We start from the raw sequence: 25,144 nt of genomic DNA, 5'->3' as shown, positions 1-25,144 counted from the left end.
CTGTTTGCCGCCAGCGCCCATCCGGACGCGATGGCCGCACCGCCCGCCGCTTCCCAGCAAAGCGCCAGCGTGCAGCACTACGAGATCGCCGCCGGACCGCTCGCCACGGTGCTCAACCAGTTCGGCCAGCAGGCCGGCGTGATGATCGCCTATCCGGGCGCGCTGGCCGCGAATCGCGCGAGCGCGGGATTGCACGGCGATTACCGCGTCAGCGAAGGCCTCACGCGCATTCTGCGCAATACGGGGCTTTCCGCCAGCGCACAGGAGAACGGCAGTTTCACGCTCGCCGAAGACGCCAGCAACGCCGCGCTCCCGGACAACGCCGTGCTGCCCACCGTGAAAGTCGCTGCATCCGGCATCAAGGCGGGCAGCTATCGCGCGCCTGCCGAAGCCAACATCACGCGCTCGGACACGCCCGTGCTCGATACGGCGCAGGCCGTCAACGTAGTGCCCGCGCAGGTGCTGCACGATCAGCGCCCGCGCAATCTCGACGATGCGCTCGCCAATGTCAGCGGCATCGTGCAGGGCAACACGCTCGCGGGCACGCAGGACACGCTGCTCAAGCGCGGATTCGGCGGCAATCGCGATGGTTCGATCATGGAAAACGGCATGCCGCTGGTGCAGGGCCGCGCGCTCAACGACGCCGTCGATAGCGTGGAAGTGCTCAAGGGCCCCACTTCGCTGCTCTACGGCATCATGGACCCGGGCGGCGTGGTGAACGTGGTCAGCAAGCAGCCCTTGCTCACGCCGTATCACGCGATCTCCCTGCTCGGCTCGACCTATGGGCACGGGCGCAACGGCGGCGGCGCGACGCTCGACACCACCGGCCCGATCGGCGATACGAAGCTGGCGTACCGGCTCGTACTCGATCAGGTCAGCGAACAATACTGGCGCAACTTCGGCGAGCATCGGGAAACGCTGGTCGCGCCATCGCTGGCGTACTACGGCAGCGATACCCAGGTGGTGCTCTCGTATCAATACCGCAAGTTTCTGTATCCCTTCGATCGCGGGACGGCGCTCGACCCCAAGACCAATCAGCCGCTGGCGATTCCCGCGCGCGAACGTCTGGACGAGCCGTTCAACAATATGACTGGCGAGTCCCATCTCGCGCAGTTGCTGGTCGATCACCAGATCAACGCCGACTGGAAGGCGCATTTCGGCTACAGCTATAACCGCGAAACCTACGACGCCAACCAGTTGCGCGTGCAAGGCGTCAACAGCACCACGGGCGCGCTCTCGCGCAGCAACGACGCCACCCACGGCGCGGTGAGCACGGACAGTTACGCGACCGCCTATGTGGACGGCCACTTCACGCTGGCCGGCTTGCGCAACGACCTGCAGGTGGGCGTGGACGACGAATATCGCCGCATCTATCGCGCCGATCTGCTGCGTCAGGCCACGCAAACCACCTTCAATTATCTGCATCCGGTCTATGGGCTCGAAAGCCCGTCGAGCACCGTCTCGGCGAGCGACAGCGATCAGACCGACACGTTGCACGATGCGTCCGTCTACTTTCAGGACAGCCTGCATCTGGGCGACAAGTGGATTCTGGTGGGCGGCGCGCGCTTCATGACCTACAACCAGATCGCCGGCAAGGGACGGCCTTTCAAGGCCAATACCGATCTGAGCGGCAATAAATGGCTGCCGCGCGCGGGCGTCGTTTACAAGGCAACCGACACCATTTCGCTCTACGGCAGCTATACGCAGTCGCTCAAGCCGACTTCGACGATTGCGCCGCTCAGCACGGGCGTGGTGATCGATTCATCGGTGAAGCCGGAAGAAGCGACTTCGTGGGAACTGGGCGCGAAAATCGCCATGCCAGCAGGGCTTACGGGCACGCTCGCGCTCTTTAATATCGACAAATCGAACGTGCTGGTCTCGCAATACAACGACACCACCAAGCAGACGGACTGGCGCACCTCGGGCAAGGCGCGCTCGCGCGGCGTGGAACTGGATGTGTCCGGCCAGATTGGCGAGCACTGGAGTGTGATCGCGAGCTACGCGTTTATCGACGCCAAGACCATCGAAGACCCTGTTTATGCGGGCAACCGGCTGTGGAATGTCGCGCAGAATACCGCATCGCTCGCGGCCGTATACGACTTTGGCACGGTGTTCGGCGGCGATCAGTTGCGCGTGGGCGCAGGCGCACATTACGTTGGCTCGCGGCCAGGCGATTCGGCCAATAGCTTCACCCTGCCCGCCTATACCGTGGCCGACGCCTTCGCGACCTACGACACAAAAATGGGCGGCCACCGTGTGTCGTTCCAGCTCAACGTGAAGAACCTCTTCAACAAGACCTACTACCCGTCCAGCGCGAACCGCTACTTCGTCGCCGTGGGTGATGCGCGTCAGGTCTCACTGCTTTCCACTTTCGAATTCTGATCGCCATGACTTCCCGATTTGTTCCGCGTTCTGCGCGACGCCAGGCGCTATTCTCGCTCGCCGCCCTGGCCGCCGCATGCGTCGCCCCTGCGAGCCGTGCACAAACATCCCTTAAAAAAGGCGCGATCCTGATGGTCGTGCAACTCGATGGGCCGAATATCGCTGTGGACCGGCAGATCGCAGCGCATTTGCAAAGCCGCGGCTATACAGTGCAGCTCGTGAATCAGGACTTCGATCCACGCGGTGCGCTGGATGCCGGGCTCGTTGTGATTTCCTCCACCGTTTCTGCCAAGGATGTGCCGCCAGGTTGGCGCGATGCTCCCGTGCCGCTGCTCACATGGGAGAACGATCTCCTCGACGATCTCGCCATGAGCGGCAAACGGCACGACGTCGATTTCGGCGAGGTGGAAAAGGAGCGCTATCTGTGGCTCGTGAATGCGCCGCATCCTGCGTCGGCGGGGCTGCCCGCCGGCGTCGCCAACGTCTTTCGCAAGCAGGCGCCGATGAGCTGGGGCAAGCCGGGACTCGGCGCATCGATCATCGCGACGATTTACGGCCAGCCCGAGAAGGCCGCGATCTTTACCTACGAGAAAGGCGCGACGATGGACTACGAAGCGCTCGCGCCCGAGCGACGCGTGATGTTCTACATGGACAACGATTCGTTTCCGAATCTCTCGGCGGCGGGATTGAAACTGTTCGATGCGGCGATCGACTGGACCGCGCGACGCACGATCTAATCCGCATCATCTAGTCAGGAACCGCTAAAGATATTCGCCCCTCCCGCCGTAAACAAATTGAAAACCCAGACGGGAGGTGCGGATGAGTCTAACGATTAACACGGCGAACACCATCAGCCTGACTGGCGCGGATTCCAGCACCGGCAACGGCGCAAGCCTCTCTTCGGCGGCGCTTGCGTCTCAAACCGCAAGCGCTACGGCTTCGCCGGATTCGTCCACGCCCATCACAGTCACCGCTGTCGATCCGCTCGACCATAGCCGTATCGACAAGTATCTGAGCGCGCTGGGCGCGCCGCTGAAGATGGGAGCGGATGCCGAGCAAATCGCCAATGCGCTCGTTCCCGTCATGCAATCGCTGATCAAGGAACGACCCGATCTCGCCAGCGCCGATTTCGATTTTTCCTCGAATGATGGCAGCATCGCCGTCTCCTCGAAAACGATGAACGCCGCCGATCAAAGCTGGCTGCAGGACAAACTCAATAGCAGCGCGCCGCTCGTGCAAGCCGTGAAGGCGTATCACGACGACGCCGTCGCCGGCTATGCGACATGGGCGGATGCGGACGGCAATCCGCTATCGGCATCGGAAACCGCGGCAGTCAGCAAACAGGCCGACAAGCTCACCAGTTTCATGTCGCTGTTCTCGGCATTGGGCTCCGAAGCCCAGCGCTCCCTCATGAAGGGCGGCACGTACCATCTCGACAGCAACACGACCGGCAGCAACACGCTGAACCTGGCGCAAGATCCCGGCAATGCCACGGGCTTCCTGCAATTCATGAAGAGCGTCAACGCCGCCAAAAACGGCACGGCCACGTTCACTTCGACATCCGGCCATACGTGGTACGGTGTGCTTCGCGTGGATATCTTCCTCATGGGAAGCAAGGCGATACCGAACTTCTTTCCGCAATCGGACACGCGTTCACTCGGCATCGACGAAACGGTTTAACCCGCGCGATCGTGCTTCATTCAGTCATTTCTGTCTTGACAGAAATAACTGAAGACCCTACAGTCGAGCCCATGGAACTCACACCGACCGCCGAAAAATTCATCCTGCATTGGGGCGAAATGGGCTCGCGCTGGGGCGTCAACCGCACCGTGGCTCAGATTCACGCCCTGCTCTATCTGGAGGGCCGCCCCGTCGCCGCCGACGAAATCGCCGAAGCATTGGGCGTAGCGCGCTCGAACGTCAGCAACAGCCTGAAGGAGCTGCAAGCGTGGCGGCTCGCGAAAGTCGTGCATGTGATGGGCGACCGGCGCGATCACTTCGAGACATCCACGGATGTCTGGGAACTGTTCAAGCTGATTGTGGAAGGCCGTCGTCAGCGTGAGATCGACCCGACGCTCACGATGCTGCGCGACACGCTCGAAGGCCCGGAAATCGCCAACGAGAGTCGCGAAACCGAACAACGGATTCGCGACACGCTGCAATTCCTCGAAACCATGACGACATGGTCCGACGAAATGCTGCGTCTGAAGCCCGATACGCTCATGAAAGCGCTGGGCATCGGCGCGAAGATCAGCAAAGTGGTCAGGCGCAAGTCGTGATGCGCGCAGTGCAGGCTTGCGGGCCTGCATTTTTTTGATCTGTTATTTCTGTCAATACAGAAATAACAGTAACGTTAGCATCATCGAGCGAGAAGGAGACACAAGAATGAACATCCTCGTTTGCGGGGCGCACGGATTTATCGGCAGCACAGTGTGCGAGTGGCTCGAAAGTCATGGTCATCGCGTGGTGAAGGGCGTGCGTCACGCCACGCAGGCCGATGAGATCCAGATCGATTTCGCTGCCGGTTTCGATGCCAAGACGTTGCGCGTACAACTTGATGGCATCGATGCCGTGATTAATTCGGTCGGAATTCTGCTGGAGCACGGCGAGCAAACCTTCGATGCGGTGCATACGCGCAGTCCGATTGCTTTGTTCGATGCGTGTCAGCAGGCGGGCGTCAAGCGTGTCGTGCAGATATCCGCGCTGGGTGTGGAGACAGGTTCTGCGCCCTACTTCACGAGCAAACTGGCAGCGGACCGCCATCTGCAAAGCCTGCCGATCGACTGGCAGGTCGTGAGGCCCGCGCTGGTCTATGGCGAGCATGGCACATCGTCGCGCTTCTTCCGTGCGCTTGCGAGCATCCCGTTTCATGTGCTCCCCGCCGGCGGACATCAACTACTACGCCACATTCACGCCGACGATCTTGCGCAAGCGGTAGGCCGCCTGCTCGAAGCCGATACCCCCGCGCGGCAAACGCTCGATCTCGTTGGCGGTGACGAGGTCGAGTATCGCGAGATGCTGGCGATCTTTCGTTCCGCACTAGGATTCGCGCCCGCGCCGCGTATCAGCGTGCCTGGCATCGTCATCGGCGCGACGGCTGCGGTGTTCGAGCATGTGCCGGGTTCGATGCTTACGCGCGATACGTGGCGCATGCTGCAGTCGGGCAGCACCGCCGACGTGGCGGATACGGCCATGCTGCTTGGGCGCATGCCGCGCGGCATTCGCGACTTCATCGGAAGCAATGCGCTTTCGTTACGCCGGGAGGCGCTTGACGCCTGGCGCTCCTATGTATTGCGCTTTGCGCTCGCGCTCACGTGGATCTGGAGCGCGCTGGCCAGCGCGTGGCTTCATCCGCAGGCGCAAAGCCTCGCGTTGCTGGCACGCGTCGGTCTGCATGGAACCGCGGCGCTAACCGCGCTTTATGCCGCTTCCGCGCTCGATTTCGTTTTTGGTCTGGCCACGATTTTCCGCCCGGGAAGGCGGCTATGGTGCGCGCAAATCGCGCTGATCGTCGTGTACACCGCGATCATCGCGCTCGCCCTGCCCGAGCTGCTCACCGATCCGTTCGGCTCGATCCTCAAGAATCTGCCGATTCTCGCCCTGCTACTCGTCCTCCTGGGCGAGGAGGCCCGTTCATGAACCTCTATCTCATCGTCAAGACCTTGCATATCCTGTCGTCCGTGCTGATGGTCGGCACAGGGTTCGGGACCGCGTTTTACCTTTACTTCGCCAACCGCACGCGCTCGGTTCCCGTGATCGCGGCCGTGGCGCGGCTGGTAGTACGCGCCGACTGGTGGTTCACCACGCCCGCCGTGCTGTTCCAGCCTGCCAGCGGCTTGTGGCTCGCACACGCGGCGGGATGGCCGTGGCAGAGCCCGTGGATCGTCGCCGCACTGGCTCTGTATGCGCTCGCCGGGGCATGCTGGCTGCCCGTGGTGTGGTTGCAGTTGCAGCTTGCCCGGCTGGCGCAGGACACCCACGATGCGCACGCAACGGTACTGCCGGCGCGTTACTGGCAATACGCGAAGATGTGGGAGTGGCTGGGCTACCCGGCTTTCATCGCGATGTTGCTGGTCTACTTCCTGATGGTGTTCAAACCCAGTTGAGCGCCCGCCCAAGCGAGGCCGAATGGCCTTGCAATGCGCGTGGGCATGCTGATTTCGGCGTACTCGCCCTCACGCTTCGCGCTCTGGAGATGGTTTTGAATCTGCGCGCTCATATCCGCGATCAAGGCCTGACGACGCCGGAACGCGGAGCGCTTGTTCGACGGCACGTCTTCGATCGCGCGATGCGGCAAGCTCAATGGCAAGGCGTAGCCGCCTTCGATGGGCACGCCGCCGAGTTCGAGCCAGAACGCGTCGTAATCGGAGCGAAACTGGGCGTCGCTCGCGCTAGAGATGTGCGATGCGCGCGCCACCGCCACGATGCGCGCGAGGCCCAATTCACGGCCCATCGCGCAAAGTGCCTCGATCACCGCCGCTTTCGGGCGCAGACCATCACAGGCCCGCGTCAGCGTGCGCACGCGTTCCCGATGCTCGCCCGACGGTCCCTGAAGACCGCCGATGAATACCCCCGTTCGACGGTGCGCGTCCTGCTCGAAGATAACGCTTATCCAGGCGAGATCGACACCGGTTTGCGCATCGCGCATTGAAATACTCAGTAATCCTTCTCGTTTGCAGAGTGTCACTTCACGCGCGACAATCTCAAACTGCTCGCACGAAGCCAATATCACCGGCTCGCCGCTCACATAGAGCCTGTCCAGCCAGCTATCGCCAAGCAGACGCGACATGGCCGCATAGTGTCCCGCGATCAACTTAGCGCGCCCTTGCGCGTCGAGACCGGAGCGGCCGAAGCCGTGAAAGGGCTTTTCCACGAAACGCCGGTCGCGGCGCGCAGCGGCGGCCAGTAAGGGAATATCAGTGAGTGCGCGTATCCAGATGCGCCCCGTTGCGGGTTTCAGGCCCGCATAGAGCCAGACGCGCGCGCGACTAAAGCGCGCTTTCAAGGTCGAACCCGGAATGGATTCGCGCAGCAGCCGCTGCATGGCAAGCATGGTTTTCATTGTTATAGCGAAGGTAAAGCCGGTCCTGCACTACTCGTCCCGACGCGCAACAGGCGGTCGGCCCAAGCGTATTCTGGGCAACCGCCATGCAGCAACTATCGAGGAATGATGGAGATCGCATGGAGCGCGCTCGTTCCCCGGGCGCGCAAACGTTTCCACCTAAAAATCAGGCAGGAAAAATACTTGCCACGGCGTCCTGTTCGTGGCCGGCGATCTGCATCGGCGCGCCATAGCAACGCTCGAGCAGATCGGTTCGCATGACTTCGCGTGGTGGTCCATCGGCGATGGCGCGGCCATTCGCAATCAGCACAAGGCGGTCTGCGTGGCGCGCGGCGAGATTGCAGTCGTGCGCGATGGCGAGCGCGCCGATATTCCATGCGCGCGTGATCCTGCGCGCCGTGGCGAACAGCCGGTGCTGCTGGACGAGGTCGAGCGCCGCCGTGGGTTCGTCCATCAGCAGATAGCGCGGCGGCATCTGATGGGCGTCGAGCGTCCATAACTGCGCAAGCGCGCGTGCGAACTGCACGCGTGCGAATTCGCCGCCGGAAAGCGTGGTGATGTCGCGATCCGCAAGCGGCGCCACGCCCGCCAGCGCCAGCATGTCCTGCACCAGCACGTCGACGGAAAATGGCATGGCCGCGCCGTCCAGATGCGCGTAGCGGCCGAGTTGCACCACTTCGCTCACGGACACCGCGAACGTATTGGGCACGCTCTGCGCGAGCACCGCGCGCAGTTGCGCCAGGCGCTGCGGCGCGATGCGGCGCACGTCCTCGCGATTGAGCGTGAGCTTGCCGCTGCTCGCGCGATCGGGAAAGCCGTGCAAGGTGAAGTCGCCCGCGAGCGCCTTGAGCAAGGTGCTCTTGCCCACGCCGTTCTGGCCGAGCACGACCACGAATTCGCCAGGCGCGACGCTCAGCGAAAAATCGTCGAACAGCAGCCTTCCCCGGTAGCCGATGCGCAGATTTTCAATCGAAAGCATGAATATGATTTATGTGTGATTGCTGATGCGCCTATCCGCCAAATTGCTTCCGGCTGCGCAGGATAAGTACGATGAAGAACGGTGCGCCCAAGAGCGCCGTCAGCACGCCAAGCGGAATTTCAGCGGGTGCAACCAGCGTTCGTGCAGCGAGATCCGCGCCCACGGTCAGCAACGCGCCCAGCAGCATCGCCCCCGGCAGCACCACGCGCTGATCGGGCCCACAGGACAGCCGGATGCAGTGCGGCGCAACCAGCCCGATAAAGCCGATCTGCCCCGTGCTCGACACCAGTGCGCCCACTGCGAGCGCCACCGCCAATAGTATGGAGTGCTTGACACGCTTCACCGGCACGCCCAGATAGTGCGCCTCCAGCTCGCCCAGTTGCATCGCATTGAGCGCGCGCGTATGCGCTGCAATCGTGACGATGCCCAGTATCACGAAGGGCGCGATCGCGCCCAGTGTGGACCACTTTGCATCGGCGAGACTGCCCAGGCTCCAGAACGTCAGCGAGCGCAGCTGCGCATCGGTGGCCACATACGACAGCGTACCGATTACCGCGCCCGCAAGCGCATTGGCGGCCACGCCCGCAAGCAGCAGAATGGGCAACACCACACGGCCATTCGACGACGAAATCCGGTACACGCCGAGCGTCACGCCCAGCGCACCGACAAACGCCGCTATCGCCGTGAGTTGCCCCGATCCGGGCGCCAAACCTGCACCGAATACAGCCGGCCAGTAAGTGGCCAGATGCGGCAGCAGCACCGACCCAAAGACGATCAGCAAAGAAGCGCCCAATGCCGCGCCACTCGATACACCGATCAAACCGGGGTCCGCGAGCGGATTGCGCAACAGCGCCTGCAAAGCGCTGCCCGCCGCACCGAAACCCGCACCCACCAGCAACGCGAGCACGACGCGCGGCACTCGCAATTCGAGTAGTACGAGCGCGGAGCGATCGGCTTGTGCGCCCGCATGAAGATCGCCCGCCACAAGCGCCTGCCAGAGCGCGGCAGGCGACACGGGATACGCGCCCATGCACACGCCCGCGAGCACGGCAAGCGCGAGCAACACACCAAGCGCAGCGAACACCAGCGGCACGCGCGAGCGCCGCGTGCGCGCAGGAGAAGGCGCAGCCAGCGAAGGCTGCGCGAGTCGAAGACTGTGCCTCGTCATGATGCAGTCCCTCGCATCACGCTTTTGCGAGGCTGCGGTTGAGCGCGCTGACCGCCTCCGGCAGACGCGGACCGAAGCCGAGCAGGAACAACGCATCGAGCGCGACCACGCGCGTCGAGCGTCCTGCTGGCGTGAGCGCAAAGCCCGCCGAATCGAGCAGATGACGTTTGCTGCCGGCGGCCTTGAGCGCGTCGTCGGTGGTCAGCACGATGTCGGGCTGCGCCGCTACCAGCGCCTCGGGCGTGAGCGCGCGATAGCCCGAGAAGCCCTGCATCGCATTGCGTGCGCCCGCATAGGCGAGCATGGCGTCGGCCGCCGTATGCTGGCCGGCCACCATCGGCTGGTTGCCGGTCGGGCTCATGAGGAACAGCACGCGCGGCTGGATCGCCGGCCTGGGGGCCTCGGCCACGTGCGCCGATGTCTCGCTCCACGCGCGGTCGAAGCGCGCGAGCAGCGTTTGCCCGGCGTTTTCCGCATCGAGCGCGCGCGCCACGCCGACGATCTTTTCGCGCACCGATGCAACATCATGACCTTCGCTGAAGGTCGCAAGCTTCACGCCCGCGTCGGCGACGCGTTGCAGCACCGAAGGCGGCCCGGCCTCGGCGGAGGCGAGAATCAGCGTCGGTTGCAAGGACAGCAGTCCTTCGGCGGATAGTGCGCGCTGATAGCCAACCTTAGGCAGCGACTGGGCCTGAGGCGGATAGGTGCAGGTCGTATCGGCGCCCACCAGTGCATCGGCGCGGCCAAGCGCGTAGACGATCTCGGCCAGCGCGCCGCCGATCACGACCACGCGCGGCGCATCGCTTTTCGTGGGCGCTGGAGCCGCACACGCCAGATCGGCCAGGCCAACGCCCGTTGCGGCAAGCAACAGCCCGCCCGTACTCATCAGCAAACGCCGCCGGCGCAAATCGAATCGATCATCGCTCATGCGCGCGCTCCCTCGACGGCGCGCGGGTCGTCGTCAAGACGTGCAAGCTTCTGCACCGCGGCACGCCAGTCCTCGCGTTCCGCCTGCCCCGGCTTACGGGCGCCGAACAGCATGGCGATATTCTCGCCCGCCGCATCGAAAAGTTCGACCGAGGTGACGACGCCGTCGTCCGTCGGCTTGCGCACGACCCAGGCGTGCGCCACCAGATTCGTGCGCAGGTGCAGATTGAAATCCGCGTCGAGCACGTTGAGCCACGGCCCCATCGTGCGGATCGTCTGCACCGGGCCGGTGTGAATCTGGATCATGCCGGGATTGCCGACAAAGACCATGATCGGCAGTTGCGTGGCAGCGGCGTCATTGAGCAGCGCTTCGATGGCGTTGAGCGCAATCGGCTCGGCATAGGCTGCATCGGCCAGGCGCAGCGCCTGCAGGCGCGCCACGCCAAATTTACGCAGGATATCGAAGAATTCGTGCGTATCCTTCATCGCGGCCCATGCAGCATGGAAGCCGGCCACGTCGATCTGCGCATCATCGCGCTGCAGCGGCCGCGGCTGGGCCGCCTCCACCGCGAGGCCCGCTTGCTGCACCGGTGAAGCATGACGCTCGACCAGCGCATCGAATGCCGCCTGATCGCTCGCATCGCGCAAATAGACCTTGGTGATGGCCACGCCCTGCGCGTCGAAGAACTGCAGGCTCTTGCGCACGCCGTCGTCATAGGCCTCGCGCACCGCAAACGCCGACGCCCATTTCGCGTAGAAGATGCGCAAATCGATCGCGCGCCCCACGGTCAAACCCACCGGACCGTTACGGCTGACCTTGCCGAAAGTGCCGATCTTTTCGTGCACGACCGCATCGTTGCGCGTGAGCACCATGACCTCGCCGAGCAGCGGCATGGCCTCGAAAATCCCGGCAAATTGCTCAGCAGTGCTGGCGTCGAGTCGTATCACGTGCTCGCCGACGAAGGCCGCCAGCGCCTCGCCTTCGCTCACGCCCAGTTCCGCCGCCGCTTCGCGATGGCGCAGCTTGCGCGTCGTGCGCAGTTCGGTAAAGGCCTCGCGCAGCAGCGCGAGCGTGGCCGGATTCGCGGGAACCGGTAGAGATGTTTGCGTCATGATGGTCCTGCCTGAGTGCTTTGTTCGGTTGAATACGTCGCGTCAGAAGTCGATCTTCATCGCCACATTGAAGTTGCGGCCCGGCGCGGTGTACGCGTCGAGTTTCGCCGCGCTGTCGCTGGTCGAAAGACCGCGCACGTCGTTCCAGATCCAGTATTTGCGGTCGAACACGTTGTCGATGCCCGCCGTCACGCTCACATGGCGCGTGATGTTGTAGCCCGCATGCAGGTCGAGAATCGTGTAAGACGGCGTCGAGAAATACGACGACGAAGACATCGTCGATTTGCTCTTGCGCGAGTTGTAGGTGAGGTCGGCGCTTGCGAACCAGCGCTCGGTGGGCGCGTATTTCACGCCGAGCACGACCGCAAGCGGCGGCACCGTATCGAGCCCCGAGGTCACGCCATCTTTGGTTTCGGTGCCATGAATCCACGCGAAGCCGCCCTTGACCTCCAGGCTGTCGTTCACGTACCAGTCGGCCTTGCCTTCCAGGCCCTGAATCGAGGCCTTCGAGTAATTCACGTACTGCACCGTGTACGGATTGGTCGCCGACGTCACGCTGCCGCCGATCACCTTGGTGTCGATGAAGTTGCTGTAGCGGCCTGCGAACGCGGCGGCGCTGTAGTTCACCTGACCGTGACCGACGCCGAGCTTGCCGCGCAGACCCACTTCCACCGAGTTGCTGGTTTCCGGCTTAAGGTTCGGATTGCCAACTTGCTGGTAATAGAGACCGTAAGAGCCGGCCGGGTTGTAGAAGCTGTTGACCTGGTACGCCGACGGCGCGCGGAAGCCATGCGCGTACTGCACATAAGGCACGAACGCAGGCGAGACTTCGTACAGGATCGCCAGGCGCGGCGAGACTGCATTACCCGTGGACGTCGTGGTCGGTTTCGTCGATGTCGCGGACGCTGCCTCGTACGTCGCGTCCGGATGCGGCGTCATGTCGTACCAGTCAAAGCGCACGCCCGGCACCACGCTCAGCTTGTTCCAGCGAATTTCGTCCTGCACGAAGGCGCCGAAACTGGTCTGGGTGGTCTTGGGGAACGCTTCCGGATAGCCGTCCGACGCGCTCGTCCATTCGCTTCCCGCCGAGCTGGAGGTGCTGTAATGCGACACGCTCGCGTCAAAACCGTAAGTCAGCTTGTGCTGGAGCGGGCCGGTTGTGAGCGCGCTATCGGCCACCACGCTGCCGCCAAAAATATTGTCGCCGTAGTCGTTGATACGCGAGCGCGACGAAGTCGCACCGCTGGACTTAGTGCCGCCAATGTCCAGCGTCTGCCGCGTAGACGCGTTGCGGTAATAGAGCGACGCATGCAACTGCTGGAAATACGGGTTCGTCGCGTCGCGATGATCGTAGTCGAGCTGGACGCGGTTGCTGTTCACCTCATTGCCGGTCACATAGCTGTTGGCGGTGTAGCCGCTCCACGTGTAGGCACCGCCGAGTTGCGACAGCCCGTCGCTTGAATTCGTATTACTAAGCGTTTCAGCAGTAATTTTCAACGTGTCGCGCGGCGTCAATTTGAAAACCAGCTTGCCTAACGCGCTGCGGTTGTTGTAAGTCAGCGGGTCCGCTTCGGAACGCGTCGCGCCCAGCGTGTTGCTGTCGCCCTTGTTGTCGGTCTCGTGGCCGTGGCGTCCGGACAGCGCAATCATGCCCTGCACCACGTCGCCGCCGAATGCCGCCGTGGCCGTCGAACCCCAGCTGCGGTCGGTCGAGTCGTAGCCTGCCTTCAGCGAGAAGTAAGTCTTCTTGTTGTAGATCGACAGCAGATCGCTCGGGTCCTTGGTCACGAAGTTGACTGCGCCGGTCAGGCCGTCGCTGCCGTAGAGCGCCGAGGTGGGCCCGCGCAGCACTTCGATGCGCTGATAAAGATCCGTGTTCAGATAGTCCGCGCGGCCGGCCGAGCCCGAACCGAACGCATACGACTGCGGCAGCGGCACGCCGTCTTCGAGCAGCAGCACCTGGTTGCCTTCGAGACCGCGAATATTGATGCCCTCGTTGCCCGCTCGCCCCGTCGATCCGGTAATGCCCGCCGGACGATAGGCCGAATGGCGCACTTCGACGCCCGGCTCGTACTTGAGCGCGTCCTTGACGTCCTTGGCGTTGTTTTCGTCGATATCGTCGCTCGTGATCACCGATACGGTGGCCGCCGTGCGGTTCGGGTCGGCGCTGCCGCCGCGCGTAGCCGTGACGGTGACGGCCTTGAGCGCCTGCTCGCGGCGCAGGGTTTCGGCGCGGATCGGTTTGGCGGCGCTCGCGTTTTGAGCGTCCGTGGACGTCGAGGCGTCGCCGGTCGCGGCGCTCTGTGCGAGCGTTGCGGTGGCGGCGGGCTGCGCCGCTTGCTCCACTTGCGCCACTTGTGCCGCCTGCGCGGCCAATGCGTTGCTGGCGTAAAGCGCGCAGGCTTCGGCGATCAGCGCCGGCAACACGCGCCGCACCAGTCTTTGCTTGAGATGCATCGAATCTACCCCGTAGTCAGAATCCAGACGCTTCGGCTTCTTACGAACCGAAAGCGGGCTCGATCTTAGCCTGGATGCAAACAATTCTCATTTACTTTTTAACAAACGGTTAGACACGGGCAAGTGAAGGCTGGCTGAAAGCTTGTTCAGCAAACCGACGGACTCACTTGAAAAGCGCCGTCTTATCAGGCAGTTAGTTGCTATCTTCGGTCGTCGATAGATGCAGCCGCGAATGTCTGTTTTGCGCGACGCCGGCAACGGCAAGCCCTTATATGCGTCATGGTTATCGGGCAAAAAATCGGCTGGAACCGGCATCAATCGGCCCGAAATGTCCGGTTTCGAAGCCAGATACCTAGCGGCGGGCGCGCTCGACAGCGAGGCGAACCAGTAAAATCGCGTCATGGATTCGACCGCCACCCCACAACGCCTGACCGACCGCAAACGCGCCGCCATTCTGGAAGCGGCCATCGAGGAATTTCTCGCCGCCGGTTACGACGCCACCAGCATGGACCGCATCGCCGCGCGTGCGAGCGTCTCCAAGCGCACGGTCTATAACCACTTTCCAAGCAAGGAAGCGCTGTTCGCGGCGATCCTCATGCGCCTCTGGGACGCAAGCCAGACCGGCGCACCGCCCGCTTACCGCGCTGCGGAACCGTTGCGCCCGCAACTGCTCGCGCTGCTCGCGCGCAAGCTTCGTCTGATGGCCGATGAGTCGTTTCTGGCGCTCGCGCGGGTGGCGATCGCAGCGGGCATCCACTCGCCCGAGCGTGCTCGCGACATGGTCGCGCGTCTGGGCGAGCGCGAGGAAGACGTGACGATATGGATTCGCGCCGCCGCCGCCGACGGGCGTCTGCGTATCGACGATCCGCTGTTCGCCGCGCAGGAGTTGCAGGGCATGGTGAAGGGCTTTGCGTTCTGGCCGCAGGTGACGATGGGTCAGGCGCCGCTGGACGAGGCCGGACAGGCGCGCGTCGCCGAATCCGCTGCGGATATGTTTCTCGCGCGCTACGCCTGATCTGGCGCGCGTCGGCAGGTTAACGCATCGACGCCTGCGCCTCGATACCCCGCACGCCATGCCCCGTGGGCTCGCGCCAGAACCGCCACGCCAACAGCCCAGCCAGCGCCTGCGCGCCGATCACGAAGGCCACGCAGCCGCTCCAGCCCCATAGCCGCCAGGCGGGCACGGGCAGCACCGAACCCAGGCTGCCGCCCAGGTAATAGAACGACAGATACAGGCCAATGGCCGTGGGCCGCGCCGCACCGGCGCTCTGCGAAATGAACGCATTGGCGGCCGCCTGCTCGACGAAAACGGCAGTCGATCCCAGCGCGAGACCCAGCAGAATTGGCACGAGACCGTGCGCGAGCGTGAGCAGCGCGCCCGCCAGTGCGAGCCACGCCGCCCACACCGCCAGATCGCGTGGCGAGCGATGACGCGCGATGCGTCCCGCAAGCGGTGTCACCACCATGGCGAGCAGGAACACGGCGTAAATCGCGCCGATCTGCGCCGTGCCAAAGCCATACGGCGGCTGCGCGAGCCGCAATCCGGCGAAGGTGAAAGTGGCCACCTGCGAGGCGAGCACGCACGCGCCGAAGCCGAACGACGCCAGCAGCGGCGGCCGCGTGAACAATCGCAGGCGCGATGATGCAAGCGGTGCTTCGATACGCGATTCGCGCCCTGCCCGCGCGACATCGGGCAGCCACGCATAGATCGCCACGCCCGCCACCAGGCTCAACATCGCCACTACGTCCAGCGCATGCCGCCAGCCGAGCGCGGCCACGCACGCATTCGTCACGAAGCGCCCGGCGAAACCGCCAAGCGTGGTTCCCGCGACGAACAGCGCGCTCACTTCCGCCGTCTCTTCACGCGAAAACAGCTCGCCGATAAACGACACCGCAATCGCGAAGATAAACGGCATCAGCAAGCCAACGGCAAAGCGCGCTGCCAGAAACACCGCGAACCCGCCCGCATGCGCCGCCCACCATGCGGGCAGCGCGGATACCATCGCCGCACCCGCGATCACCGTGCGGCGAGCGAACGGCGCCGCAATTGCGCCGACGAATGGCGCGATAATGGCGACGGCCAGCGTGGTCGCGCTCACGCCCTGCCCGGCGCGTTCGGCGCTCACGCCAAACGCCTGTGCCAGTTCGTGCAGAATGCCCTGCGTGGCGTAGAGATTGAGAAAGGCCGCGCAGCCGCAAAGAAAGAACGCCGCGCGCAAGGGCTTGCCTGACATGAATGGTTTCCGTGACGATATGCGTCCATTCAGTCTGCAGGTCTCGCGCGTCGCAGGCTAATACCGTTTTTGTCGCCATTGATACCGGGACGCTTCGCATGCTCGACCTGCGCCGCCTGCGCTACTTCGTAACCGTCGCCGACGAACTGCACTTCGGCCGCGCCGCCGATCGCCTGCATATGGCCCAGCCGCCGCTCACGCGCCAGATTTCCGCGCTCGAAACGGAGCTGGGCATCCGCCTGTTCGAGCGCTCGACGCGCAACGTCACGCTTACGCCGGAAGGCGCGCAGTTTCTCGATCAAGCGCGCCGGGTGCTGGAGGCGGCCATCAGCGCGCAGACTTCGGCGCAGCGGCTTGCAAGCGGCGCAGCCGGGCGCCTCGCGATCGGCTACACCAGTTCCATTCCGATGTCGCGCACATTCAGCGAGATCGTCCGTGAATTCGGCCGTGCGGCGCCGGAAGTGGAATTGAGCTTTCGCGAAGTGGCGAGCGTCGATCAACATCGGCAGATCGCGGCGGGCGTGCTCGACATTGCCTTCGGTTGGGCCGCGACGGAAGCCGCGCCGCCGGCGATCGCGCAGCGCGTGCTGGCCCGCGAAGCGCTGGTCGCCGCGGTGCCGTGCGCAAGCGAACATGCCGCGAGCGACGCGGTCGAATTCCCGGCGCTCGCGCACGAGGCCTTTATCACGTATCCGGCAGGGCAAGGCTCCGCGCTCAATGCGGCGCTCTATCGTCTATGCGCGAAAACGGGGCTCACGCCACGGTTAGGGCCGACCGCCACGCAGGTCGCTGCGCTCGTGGCGCTGGTTGCCGCCGAGCGCGGCGTCGCGATCGTGCCCGCGTCCGTGGCGGCGTTGCAGATGCCTGGCGTGCGTTATGTGCCGCTCGCGAATGAAGCACCGCTCGAACAGACGCTGCTCTGGCGCGCGAACGATGCCTCGCGTTGCGCGCTGCGCTTCGTCGAGTTCGCTCATGACAGCGTCAACGGAAACCCGCATCGAAGCGCAGCAACGCAATCCACCTAACGCCGAGCCATGTCCAGGTCCCGCTCGAAATCCAGCCCGCCGCGCCACGCGCCACACCTGCGTCAGCCACCATTTATCGACACGCTGCCGGTGCCCGTCTACTTCCGCACGGAACACATGCCTTCGCACGCGACTTATCCGTCGATGTGCCATCCGTGGGGCGAGTTCGTCTACTCGTTCAGCGGCATCACCGAAGTCACCACGCGCGACGACTACTTTCTCGCGCCGCCGCATATGGCCTTGTGGATTGCGCCCGGCACCGAACACGTAGGCTTCAATCACGCGGAGACGGTGCATTGTTCGGTCTACATCAAGCGCGAGCTGTGCGCCGCGCTGCCCGCCCAGACTTGCGCGGTGATGGTGTCGCCGCTCGTGCGCGCGATGCTCGAACATCTGCGCGCGCTGCCGCCCGAAGGCCACGACGGCCTCGAATCGCCCACGCGCGCGCGCCTGCTGCGCGTGCTCGTCGATCAACTCAGCACTTGCGCGACCACGGGCAGTTATCTGCCCCAGGGCAACGATCCGGAGCTGGACGCCGTGCTCAAGGTCTTTCACGACAATCCCGCCGATAACCGCCCGCTCGCCGAACTGGCTGCTGCGTTTCACATGAGCGAGCGCACGTTGATGCGCCACGCGCAGCGCGAGCTGGGGATGTCACTGACCGAATGGCGCGCGCGTCTGCGGCTGGTGAGCGCGCTGCCGCTGCTGCAAGCAGGACGCAGCGTGGAATCGGTGGCGCTCGATCTGGGTTATGCGACTTCGTCGGCGTTCATCGCGATGTTCCGACGTCTCACCGGCACGAGCCCAGGCAAGTTCATTGCGCGCCCGGCCAGTCATCAGGTGTCCGGATGATCCGGCGATCAAGCCGCGCGCAGCGCCTCTGAAGGCCGCATACCGAACATCCGCCGATAATCCGTCGCGAACTGGCTCAGATGCCAGAAGCCCCACGCCGCCGCCACGTCCTGCACGGAACCGGCCGCGCGCCCGCATAGATCGCGACGCGCGCCATTCAGGCGCAGCGCGCGCAGATAGGTGGCAGGCGCCATGCCCAGCACATCCTGGAAGCAGTATTGCAAGGTGCGGCGGCTCACGTGCAGTTGCTCGCAGAGTTCCGGCACGCCGACCGGACGCGAACGATGCGCAAGCACGTAATCGCGCGCCTGCGCGACGATCCAGCGTCGACGCGACGGCGCATCGGCGAGCGTGTCGCCTGGCTCGTCATCGTGTGCTGTGCAGGCGTCGAAGAGCGCCGCCAGCAGTTCTGCCTGGGCGTCGTCGCGTTCGATATCGGAAAGCATGGCGTCGCGCTCCTCGCTATCGTCCGTGTTGCCCAGACGTTGCGCGAGCAATCCGCAAAGCTGCGCGAGACGCGCCGCGCCCGCGCGCACCGTCGGCGCAGTGGGCAAGCGTGCGTCCAGTGGCACGCGCTCGACGGTTTCGGCATAGTGGCGCAGCACGTCGCCGCGCACGACCACGCCGTAGATCGAAAACTGCGCGGGCGTGAGCAGTTCGAATTCGACGTTGCCGGGCCGCACGGCAATCGCATGCTCGCCGAAGGGCTGCGAATCGATACGCGCCTGCGCGTCGAGCGCCGCCGGAATGCCGAACCAGTACGCGTCGCCACGCACTTCGCACGCCTGACGCAGCGTGTGGCTGGTGGTCTCGCAGAAAATCTTCATGGTATCGAGCGGGATTTCTGTGAGCGTGCCGACGAAGCGGCCCGCCGCGAGCTGGTCATACGTCTGCCGCCAGCCGACGAGATTGCGCGCCTGTTCGTCGGCGTCATGGGCGACGCTCACGATTGCGCGCCCGGCCGGCACGTGCGCGCCCTGCGCGTTGAGACGCGTGTCTTCTGCGGTCTGTTCGATGCGCGTGGCCGCTTGATTCATGGGTGACTCCTTGCGCATGAAATTGATCGAAACGATCAGGCTTCGATGCAAAATTCGCGCCAGGTTCGTGCCAGGCTGCTGCGGCGGGATGTGGGCGGCGTGGGTGTGACAGTTATGTGTCGATCATGCGCCTTTGCGGAACACCACCGCACGCCTGGCGCGGTTTATCGATGTTCAAAATCGGCGCATCGTTGTGGCAGGTGTCGCAGGTCGCGCCCCAAAAGAGTGCACTCTCAAGGGCGCACGCTCAGGCGGTTTCCACCCGCGCGACATGCGGCTCCTGCGGCAAGGTCGCGTCGCTATCGTCTTTCAGGCCAACGCCCGTCAACTGCAGCCGCCGCGCGTGCGTGAGCAGGTAATGCAGCTTGTGTGCGGCCGCTTCGTAGGGCAGGCCTTCGGGCCGGACATTCGAAATACAGTTGCGCAGCGCATCGTGGCAGCCCACTTTCGGCGCCCAGGTGAGATACACGCCCAGACTGTCCGGCGAACTCAACCCGGGACGCTCGCCAATCAGCATGGCGACGAGCTTCGCGCCCAGCAATTCGCCGATCTCATCGCCCAGCGCCACGCGCGCCTGGCGCGCCACCACCACGGGGCCGATGCGCCATGAACTCGTGGCGGAATCGTCTTCCAGACGCCTGCGCACCGCCTGCAACAGGGGCAAGGCCTGCTTTGCGGCCGCAAAAGCCGAAAGTCCGTCGCCAACCACGAACACCACGTCAGGCGCGACATACGTGGCTTCGGCTTCGGTGTTGGCCCGCACTTGAGCAAGCGCTTCACGGCTTTCGTCGCTTAGCCTGCGTCCCAGGTCAGGCCGACGCAAATAGTGTTGCCTGTCAGCAGCCGCGCTCGCCGCGCCCAGCGTCGCAAAGCCCTGCTCCTCCAGTTGCGCGCGCAATGTTTCTGCATCGAGCGGCTGATGCACCGCGTCGCGCGCCTGTGCGTGCGAAAGATTGAACGCGAGCAGCGGCGCAGTCGGCAGGCCATTGCCCGCTCGGCCCAACGCAATGCGTGCGTTCGTGAATGCCTTCAGCCCGGCCCACGGATTCTTTTCGACGGCATCGCTCATGCGCTTGCCCCCTGGCTCGTGCCCGTTGCGCTTACGCCAATACCCATCCACTCGTTCGCACCCGCGAGCAACGGCACGCGCGTCGAGGTGGGCAGCAACGCGCCCTTCGCATCGGCGATCTCCATCGTTTCCAGCCATTCCTCGAATTCAGGCGCGCGGCGCAGGCCCAATACCTCACGCACGTACAGCGCATCATGAAACGACGTGCTCTGGTAATTGAGCATCACGTCGTCCGCGCCGGGAATTCCCATGATGAAGTTGATGCCCGCCGTGCCCAGCAGCGTGAGAAGCGTATCCATATCGTCGGAATCGGCTTCGGCGTGATTGGTGTAGCAGATATCGCAACCCATTGGTACGCCTAATAACTTGCCGCAGAAATGGTCTTCCAGCCCGGCACGGATGATCTGCTTGCCATCGTAGAGGTATTCCGGGCCGATGAAACCCACCACCGTATTGACGAGAAACGGATCGAAATGGCGCGCGACAGCGTAGGCGCGCACTTCGCAAGTCTGCTGATCGACGCCGAAATGCGCGTTCGCAGACAATGCGCTACCCTGCCCGGTTTCGAAATACATGAGGTTGTTGCCGACGGTGCCGCGCTTGAGCGACAGCGCCGCTTCGCGCGCCTCGCCCAGCAGCGCGAGCGAAATGCCGAAGCTCGCGTTGGCCTTTTCCGTGCCGGCGATCGACTGGAACACCAGATCGACGGGCGCGCCCTTTTCGATCGCCGCGATGGTATTGGTGACGTGTGTGAGCACGCATGATTGCGTCGGCACGCGATAGCGTTCGCGAAAGCCGTCGATCATCGCGAGCAGCTTGACGATGGCCGCGAGGCTATCGGTCGCGGGATTAATGCCGATCATCGCATCGCCGCAGCCGTACATGAGACCGTCGAGCATGGAGGCGGCAATGCCCTTTACATCGTCGGTGGGATGGTTCGGCTGCAGGCGCACCGACATGCGGCCCGGCAGCCCCACGGTGTTGCGAAAGCGCGTGATGACGGGACGCTTGCGCGCCACCGCGATCAGATCCTGGTTGCGCATGAGCTTGGAGACCGCCGCCACCATCTCCGGCGTCAGGCCAGGCCCTACGCGCTCAAGCGCGGCGCTATCCGCATCGGGCGCAAGCAGCCAGTTGCGGAAGTCGCCTACCGTGAGATGCGAGACCATCGCGAACGCCTGTGCATCGTGCGTATCGACGATGAGGCGGGTGACTTCGTCGCTCTCGTAGGGAATCAGCGCCTCGTTCAGGAAAGTCTTGAGCGGCACCTCGGCCAGCGCCATTTTCGCGGCGACGCGCTCTTCCTCGCTGGCCGCCGCCACACCCGCGAGCTGGTCGCCGCTGCGCAGCGGGCTCGCCTTCGCCAGCAGGGTTTTCAGGTCCGCGAAACGGTAGGTACGCGGACCGATCGTCTCCGTATAGGCCATCGGTTCAACTCCTGCGCTCAGGCATGGTGCAGAGAATCATTGTGCGCTCATTCCTCCAGCAGCGCGCCAGACGTTTCCAGCGAGTCTGCCGCTTGAGTCGCTTGCGAAGCGGCTTCGCGCTGGGCGCGGGTCGCCAGGAAATAAGCATAGCCGAGCGCCAGAAAGCCCACGAAGATCACTGCGCAAAGCACATTGAAATACACCATCGTGCCAAGACAAACCAGCGCGGCGAGCAGCGCGAAGGCCGGGAAGAACGGATAGAGCGGCGCGCGGAACGGCCGCGCCAGACGCGGTTGCGCGCGGCGCAGCTTGAAAAGCGCGGCCATGCTGACGATGTACATGACGATCGCGCCAAACACCGACATCGTGACGATATTGGCCGTGAGCGTCTGGCCGCCGAACTGGATCAGCTCGTCGCTATAAATGGCAGCGATGCCGATCACGCCACCCGCGATAATCGCGCGATAAGGCGTCTTGAAGCGCGGATGCACCTTGGCGAGCCATGCGGGCAGATAGCCTTCGCGAGCCAGCGCGAAGATCTGGCGCGAGTAGCCCAGAATGATGCCGTGGAACGACGCGACCAGCCCGAACAGGCCAAGCCACACGAGCATATGCATCCAGCCGCTATGCTCGCCGACGATGTATTTCATCGCTTGCGGCAGCGGGTCATTGATATTGGCGAGCTTGGTCCAGTCGCCCGCGCCGCCAGCGAACACCATCACGCCCACGGCGAGCGCCACCAGCGTGAGGATGCCAGCGACATAAGCAATTGGAATCGAACGTCGGGGGTTCTTCGCTTCCTCGGCGGCCATGGCCACGCCTTCGATGGCGAGGAAAAACCAGATCGCGAACGGAATCGCCGCGAACATGCCGTGGAAAGCACCCATCGAAAAGTGATCGACACCCGACCAGCCGCCCTTGGTGAAGTGATCCCACGAGAAGCCCGGCGACACTACGCCCATAAACACGAGCAGTTCGAAGATCGCCAGCAGCGTCACCACCAGTTCGAACGTCGCGGCGATCTGCACGCCGACAATATTGAGCGCCATGAACACGAGGTACGCGCCCATCGCCGCGTGCTTGGGCTCAAGCCCTGGAAACTGCACGTGCAGATAGGCGCCGATGGCCAGCGCGATGGCCGGCGGCGCGAACACGAATTCCACCAGCGTGGCCGCGCCCGCCAGATAGCCGCCTGCGGGACCGAACGCGCGGCGCGCGTAGGCAAACGGGCCGCCTGCGTGCGGAATCGAAGTGGTGAGTTCGGTGAAGCTGAAAATGAAGGTGGTGTACATCGCCGCCACGAACAGGGCCGTGACGACGAAACCCAGCGTGCCGGCACTCGCCCAGCCATAGCTCCAGCCAAAATATTCGCCGGAAATCACAAGCCCGACGGCAATGCCCCACAGTTGCCACGTGCCGAGCGTCTGCTGAAGCGCGGGCGCGGACTGGCCTTTTGACTCTGCGTGCATGGTGTTTTCTCCTCGATGAAGGCCCACGCGGGCATGGCTGCGGGTCGATGGATGCGACCGCAGGCAGCCCAGGCGGGGATGGAAACCATGCTAGAGAGTCATTAATCGACGTGTTATCGAAAATCGGCAATCTGGATTTATTACAATTACCATACGAAACATGCCCTACTGAACGTCCGGATCTTGAACGTGCACTTGTGAAACCCGTGTTCATTCGACAGCGACGCGGCGACGCATGCGATGGATGGAAAAGAACCGCCCGAGGGCGGTTTCGGGAATCTCAGCCGAATGCGGGAGCTGTATTTCAAATGCGCTGAAAATGCTATCTGGGCAGATCGAGACTGCGGTTTGTCTCGATTTGAGCGCGCGCTGAAACCTTGACTGAGATTGAGGATTGCGCTTGTGACGTCGCACTACGTCGCATAACGAACGTTCCACCTTAAGGGACACATAAGCGTTTACCCCGCAGAATGCCTCGCAATGCTGCCGCCCCAACCCGCGCAGCGCCTGCATTCATCGAGGAACGTCCGTTGTCCTGCCTGTCTTTCCGTGTACCATTTCGCGCCTTGCCGCTTGCCGCTCTCATTCTGGGCGGCTGCGCGGTCTATCACGCGAAGCCCTTGCCGTCCAACGATTCGCTGCTCTCGCAAGAGGCGCTTCAGCGCGTGCAGATCGATCCGGCGACCATGCCTTTGCCCACGCTCGCCGCCCATCGTTTCGATCCGTCCAATGGCTTCGATATCGACGAAGTGGCGATGCTGGCCGTCGTGAACAACCCCGATCTGCGCCTCGCACGCGACGATCTGCATATCGCGCAGGCGCAGGCATTTTCCGCAGGACTGCTACCCGATCCGCAGGTAGGCATATCAAGCGACTATCCAGGCGCCGTCGGCCTGTCGCGCGCGTTCAGCTACGGCTTGAGCATGGACGTGATGGCGATCGTCACGCGCGGCGCCAACCAGCGCTCGGCCGATGCCACCGTGCGCAAAACGGACCTCGGCCTGCTGTGGCAGGAATGGCAGATCGTCGCGCAGGCGCGCCAGTTGTTCGTCAAGACGCGCTTCCAGGACGAAGCGTTGCCGCTGCTCGCCCAGCAAGCCGCCCTGACGCAAGCGCGCTATATGCACATCGCGCACGCCGCCAGCGAACACAACGTCACCGGCGACACGGCTACGGCCGCGCTCACCGCATCGCAGGACGCGCGCAAGCAATACGTCGATATGCAGCGCGCTCGCGAGCAATCCCGCCACGACCTCAACGCACTGCTGGGTCTCGCGCCCGATGTCGATTTGCCGCTGACGGGCGAGGCGCAGGTCGAACCCGTCGATGCAGGTGCGCTCAACGCAGCGCTCGCCGCGCTGCCGCAGCGCCGCCCCGATCTGATCGCGCTACAGGCCGGCTATGAAGCGCAGGAGCAGAAGTATCGCGCTGCCATTCTCAACCAGTTCCCGAGCCTGTCCGTGGGCTTCACGCGTCAGCGCGATACGTCGGAAATCTATACGAGCGGCTTCGCGATCAACCTCACACTGCCGGTATTCAACCGCAATCGCGGCAACATCGCCATCGAGCAGGCCACGCGCCAGCGTCTCGCCGACGAGTACCAGAGCCGCCTGAATGCCGCCCGCGCCGATATCGCGCACTTGCAGGCCGACGGCGCACTGGCCTCGCAGCAGCTCGACGAGGACGAAGCCGCACTGCCCGAACTCGATCGCGCGGCGGCGCATGCGCGCGACGCTTACGCGGAGCACGACATCGCGATTGGCCAGTACGTCGATGCGCAAAGTGCGGCGCTTGCACGGCGTGTCGATGCCGCCACTGCGCGTGAAGCGCTCGCGGAACAGCGCATCGCGCTCGAAGCGCTGCTGGGCAGTGTGATTCCCACGCCCTACAGCGCGGCGAGCGATCACACACAGAACTCCGCTTCTCGCTGACCCATAAGCCGA

The 25,144-nt window shown here is 63.8% G+C and carries 22 protein-coding genes; 11 read left to right on the top strand and 11 right to left on the bottom strand.

The window, feature by feature from the left end:
• The first annotated feature begins 30 nt into the window (after positions 1 to 30).
• The 6 genes from F3J17_RS06220 to F3J17_RS06195 all read left to right on the top strand — a co-directional run bounded on the left by F3J17_RS06220 (position 31) and on the right by F3J17_RS06195 (position 6,488).
• Positions 31 to 2,382 carry a TonB-dependent receptor gene (locus tag F3J17_RS06220; protein ID WP_240160850.1) on the top strand — a complete coding sequence of 784 codons (2,352 nt, stop codon included), beginning with the start codon at positions 31 to 33 and terminating at the stop codon, positions 2,380 to 2,382.
• A 5-nt stretch (positions 2,383 to 2,387) separates the two neighbouring features.
• Complete coding sequence (locus tag F3J17_RS06215) at positions 2,388 to 3,119, top strand: hypothetical protein (RefSeq protein ID WP_167054950.1); 732 nt, start codon at positions 2,388 to 2,390, stop codon at positions 3,117 to 3,119.
• An 82-nt stretch (positions 3,120 to 3,201) separates the two neighbouring features.
• On the top strand, positions 3,202 to 4,062 hold the full coding sequence (locus F3J17_RS06210; RefSeq protein ID WP_167054948.1) for a hypothetical protein: 861 nt from the start codon (positions 3,202 to 3,204) through the stop codon (positions 4,060 to 4,062).
• A gap of 71 nt (positions 4,063 to 4,133) precedes the next feature.
• Positions 4,134 to 4,661, top strand: coding sequence for a MarR family transcriptional regulator (locus F3J17_RS06205; protein ID WP_167054946.1), 528 nt, complete (start codon positions 4,134 to 4,136; stop codon positions 4,659 to 4,661).
• Between the two features lie 106 nt (positions 4,662 to 4,767).
• Positions 4,768 to 6,021 (top strand): SDR family oxidoreductase, encoded by a 1,254-nt coding sequence (locus F3J17_RS06200; protein WP_167054944.1) that lies wholly within the window; start codon positions 4,768 to 4,770, stop codon positions 6,019 to 6,021.
• Entirely contained in the window at positions 6,018 to 6,488 is a 471-nt protein-coding gene (locus F3J17_RS06195; RefSeq protein ID WP_167054942.1) for a DUF2269 domain-containing protein, read from the top strand. Before F3J17_RS06200 ends, F3J17_RS06195 begins: the two co-directional genes overlap by 4 nt.
• On the opposite strand, the gene F3J17_RS06190 is transcribed toward F3J17_RS06195, so the two are convergent.
• The 6 genes from F3J17_RS06190 to F3J17_RS06165 form a co-directional block, all read right to left on the bottom strand.
• A complete protein-coding gene (locus F3J17_RS06190) occupies positions 6,458 to 7,444 on the bottom strand; it encodes a DUF535 family protein (RefSeq protein WP_167054940.1) in 987 nt (328 codons plus the stop codon). The two genes, F3J17_RS06195 and F3J17_RS06190, sit on opposite strands and share 31 nt — an antisense overlap.
• A gap of 166 nt (positions 7,445 to 7,610) precedes the next feature.
• On the bottom strand, positions 7,611 to 8,423 hold the full coding sequence (locus F3J17_RS06185) for an ATP-binding cassette domain-containing protein (RefSeq protein WP_167054938.1): 813 nt from the start codon (positions 8,421 to 8,423) through the stop codon (positions 7,611 to 7,613).
• A gap of 31 nt (positions 8,424 to 8,454) precedes the next feature.
• Entirely contained in the window at positions 8,455 to 9,591 is a 1,137-nt protein-coding gene (locus F3J17_RS06180; RefSeq protein WP_167054936.1) for an iron ABC transporter permease, read from the bottom strand.
• Positions 9,592 to 9,607: 16 nt separating this feature from the next.
• Positions 9,608 to 10,519 carry an ABC transporter substrate-binding protein gene (locus F3J17_RS06175; RefSeq protein WP_167054934.1) on the bottom strand — a complete coding sequence of 304 codons (912 nt, stop codon included), beginning with the start codon at positions 10,517 to 10,519 and terminating at the stop codon, positions 9,608 to 9,610.
• Positions 10,516 to 11,631: a ChuX/HutX family heme-like substrate-binding protein gene (locus tag F3J17_RS06170; RefSeq protein WP_167054933.1), complete on the bottom strand. Its 1,116-nt coding sequence runs from the start codon at positions 11,629 to 11,631 to the stop codon at positions 10,516 to 10,518. The genes F3J17_RS06175 and F3J17_RS06170 overlap by 4 nt, the downstream gene beginning before the upstream one ends.
• 42 nt (positions 11,632 to 11,673) lie before the next feature.
• Complete coding sequence (locus tag F3J17_RS06165; RefSeq protein ID WP_167054930.1) at positions 11,674 to 14,088, bottom strand: TonB-dependent hemoglobin/transferrin/lactoferrin family receptor; 2,415 nt, start codon at positions 14,086 to 14,088, stop codon at positions 11,674 to 11,676.
• Positions 14,089 to 14,320: 232 nt separating this feature from the next.
• On the opposite strand from F3J17_RS06165, the gene F3J17_RS06160 reads away from it, so the two are divergent.
• Positions 14,321 to 14,479, top strand: a complete 159-nt coding sequence (locus F3J17_RS06160) for a hypothetical protein (RefSeq protein ID WP_167054929.1) — start codon at positions 14,321 to 14,323, stop codon at positions 14,477 to 14,479.
• Between the two features lie 9 nt (positions 14,480 to 14,488).
• On the top strand, positions 14,489 to 15,103 hold the full coding sequence (locus tag F3J17_RS06155; RefSeq protein WP_167054927.1) for a TetR/AcrR family transcriptional regulator: 615 nt from the start codon (positions 14,489 to 14,491) through the stop codon (positions 15,101 to 15,103).
• Positions 15,104 to 15,122: 19 nt separating this feature from the next.
• On the opposite strand, the gene F3J17_RS06150 is transcribed toward F3J17_RS06155, so the two are convergent.
• Positions 15,123 to 16,322, bottom strand: coding sequence for an MFS transporter (locus tag F3J17_RS06150; RefSeq protein ID WP_167054925.1), 1,200 nt, complete (start codon positions 16,320 to 16,322; stop codon positions 15,123 to 15,125).
• Positions 16,323 to 16,420: 98 nt separating this feature from the next.
• On the opposite strand from F3J17_RS06150, the gene F3J17_RS06145 reads away from it, so the two are divergent.
• On the top strand, positions 16,421 to 17,347 hold the full coding sequence (locus F3J17_RS06145; protein ID WP_167054923.1) for a LysR substrate-binding domain-containing protein: 927 nt from the start codon (positions 16,421 to 16,423) through the stop codon (positions 17,345 to 17,347).
• A 9-nt stretch (positions 17,348 to 17,356) separates the two neighbouring features.
• Positions 17,357 to 18,199, top strand: a complete 843-nt coding sequence (locus F3J17_RS06140; RefSeq protein WP_167054921.1) for a helix-turn-helix transcriptional regulator — start codon at positions 17,357 to 17,359, stop codon at positions 18,197 to 18,199.
• 8 nt (positions 18,200 to 18,207) lie between these two features.
• On the opposite strand, the gene F3J17_RS06135 is transcribed toward F3J17_RS06140, so the two are convergent.
• The 4 genes from F3J17_RS06135 to eat all read right to left on the bottom strand — a co-directional run bounded on the left by F3J17_RS06135 (position 18,208) and on the right by eat (position 23,201).
• Entirely contained in the window at positions 18,208 to 19,236 is a 1,029-nt protein-coding gene (locus F3J17_RS06135; protein ID WP_167054919.1) for a helix-turn-helix domain-containing protein, read from the bottom strand.
• 247 nt (positions 19,237 to 19,483) lie between these two features.
• A complete protein-coding gene (gene eutC / locus F3J17_RS06130) occupies positions 19,484 to 20,305 on the bottom strand; it encodes an ethanolamine ammonia-lyase subunit EutC (RefSeq protein ID WP_167054917.1) in 822 nt (273 codons plus the stop codon).
• A complete protein-coding gene (locus tag F3J17_RS06125) occupies positions 20,302 to 21,732 on the bottom strand; it encodes an ethanolamine ammonia-lyase subunit EutB (RefSeq protein WP_167054915.1) in 1,431 nt (476 codons plus the stop codon). The genes eutC and F3J17_RS06125 overlap by 4 nt, the downstream gene beginning before the upstream one ends.
• Positions 21,733 to 21,779: 47 nt before the next feature.
• Positions 21,780 to 23,201 carry an ethanolamine permease gene (gene eat, locus F3J17_RS06120; protein WP_167054913.1) on the bottom strand — a complete coding sequence of 474 codons (1,422 nt, stop codon included), beginning with the start codon at positions 23,199 to 23,201 and terminating at the stop codon, positions 21,780 to 21,782.
• Positions 23,202 to 23,731: 530 nt separating this feature from the next.
• Between eat and F3J17_RS06115 the strand changes: the two genes are divergently transcribed.
• Positions 23,732 to 25,132, top strand: a complete 1,401-nt coding sequence (locus tag F3J17_RS06115) for a TolC family protein (protein WP_240160826.1) — start codon at positions 23,732 to 23,734, stop codon at positions 25,130 to 25,132.
• Positions 25,133 to 25,144 lie beyond the last annotated feature (12 nt).

The sequence above is a fragment of the Burkholderia sp. Ax-1719 genome (assembly GCF_011753055.1).
Lineage (GTDB): Bacteria > Pseudomonadota > Gammaproteobacteria > Burkholderiales > Burkholderiaceae > Paraburkholderia.
This window is presented reverse-complemented; position numbering and strand designations above follow the sequence as displayed.

Bases quoted from the DNA above. Each gene is read 5' to 3' on its own strand.
- F3J17_RS06210 (WP_167054948.1), top strand. From the start codon at position 3,202: ATGAGTCTAACGATTAACACGGCGAACACCATCAGCCTGACTGGCGCG.
- F3J17_RS06220 (WP_240160850.1), top strand. From the start codon at position 31: ATGGCCGCACCGCCCGCCGCTTCCCAGCAAAGCGCCAGCGTGCAGCAC.
- F3J17_RS06135 (WP_167054919.1), bottom strand. From the start codon at position 19,236: ATGAATCAAGCGGCCACGCGCATCGAACAGACCGCAGAAGACACGCGT.
- F3J17_RS06170 (WP_167054933.1), bottom strand. From the start codon at position 11,631: ATGACGCAAACATCTCTACCGGTTCCCGCGAATCCGGCCACGCTCGCG.
- F3J17_RS06215 (WP_167054950.1), top strand. From the start codon at position 2,388: ATGACTTCCCGATTTGTTCCGCGTTCTGCGCGACGCCAGGCGCTATTC.
- F3J17_RS06165 (WP_167054930.1), bottom strand. From the start codon at position 14,088: ATGCATCTCAAGCAAAGACTGGTGCGGCGCGTGTTGCCGGCGCTGATC.
- F3J17_RS06155 (WP_167054927.1), top strand. From the start codon at position 14,489: ATGGATTCGACCGCCACCCCACAACGCCTGACCGACCGCAAACGCGCC.
- F3J17_RS06205 (WP_167054946.1), top strand. From the start codon at position 4,134: ATGGAACTCACACCGACCGCCGAAAAATTCATCCTGCATTGGGGCGAA.
- F3J17_RS06145 (WP_167054923.1), top strand. From the start codon at position 16,421: ATGCTCGACCTGCGCCGCCTGCGCTACTTCGTAACCGTCGCCGACGAA.
- F3J17_RS06180 (WP_167054936.1), bottom strand. From the start codon at position 9,591: ATGACGAGGCACAGTCTTCGACTCGCGCAGCCTTCGCTGGCTGCGCCT.
- F3J17_RS06190 (WP_167054940.1), bottom strand. From the start codon at position 7,444: ATGAAAACCATGCTTGCCATGCAGCGGCTGCTGCGCGAATCCATTCCG.
- F3J17_RS06185 (WP_167054938.1), bottom strand. From the start codon at position 8,423: ATGCTTTCGATTGAAAATCTGCGCATCGGCTACCGGGGAAGGCTGCTG.
- F3J17_RS06140 (WP_167054921.1), top strand. From the start codon at position 17,357: ATGTCCAGGTCCCGCTCGAAATCCAGCCCGCCGCGCCACGCGCCACAC.
- eat (WP_167054913.1), bottom strand. From the start codon at position 23,201: ATGCACGCAGAGTCAAAAGGCCAGTCCGCGCCCGCGCTTCAGCAGACG.
- F3J17_RS06175 (WP_167054934.1), bottom strand. From the start codon at position 10,519: ATGAGCGATGATCGATTCGATTTGCGCCGGCGGCGTTTGCTGATGAGT.
- F3J17_RS06200 (WP_167054944.1), top strand. From the start codon at position 4,768: ATGAACATCCTCGTTTGCGGGGCGCACGGATTTATCGGCAGCACAGTG.
- F3J17_RS06125 (WP_167054915.1), bottom strand. From the start codon at position 21,732: ATGGCCTATACGGAGACGATCGGTCCGCGTACCTACCGTTTCGCGGAC.
- F3J17_RS06195 (WP_167054942.1), top strand. From the start codon at position 6,018: ATGAACCTCTATCTCATCGTCAAGACCTTGCATATCCTGTCGTCCGTG.
- F3J17_RS06150 (WP_167054925.1), bottom strand. From the start codon at position 16,322: ATGTCAGGCAAGCCCTTGCGCGCGGCGTTCTTTCTTTGCGGCTGCGCG.
- F3J17_RS06160 (WP_167054929.1), top strand. From the start codon at position 14,321: ATGTCTGTTTTGCGCGACGCCGGCAACGGCAAGCCCTTATATGCGTCA.
- eutC (WP_167054917.1), bottom strand. From the start codon at position 20,305: ATGAGCGATGCCGTCGAAAAGAATCCGTGGGCCGGGCTGAAGGCATTC.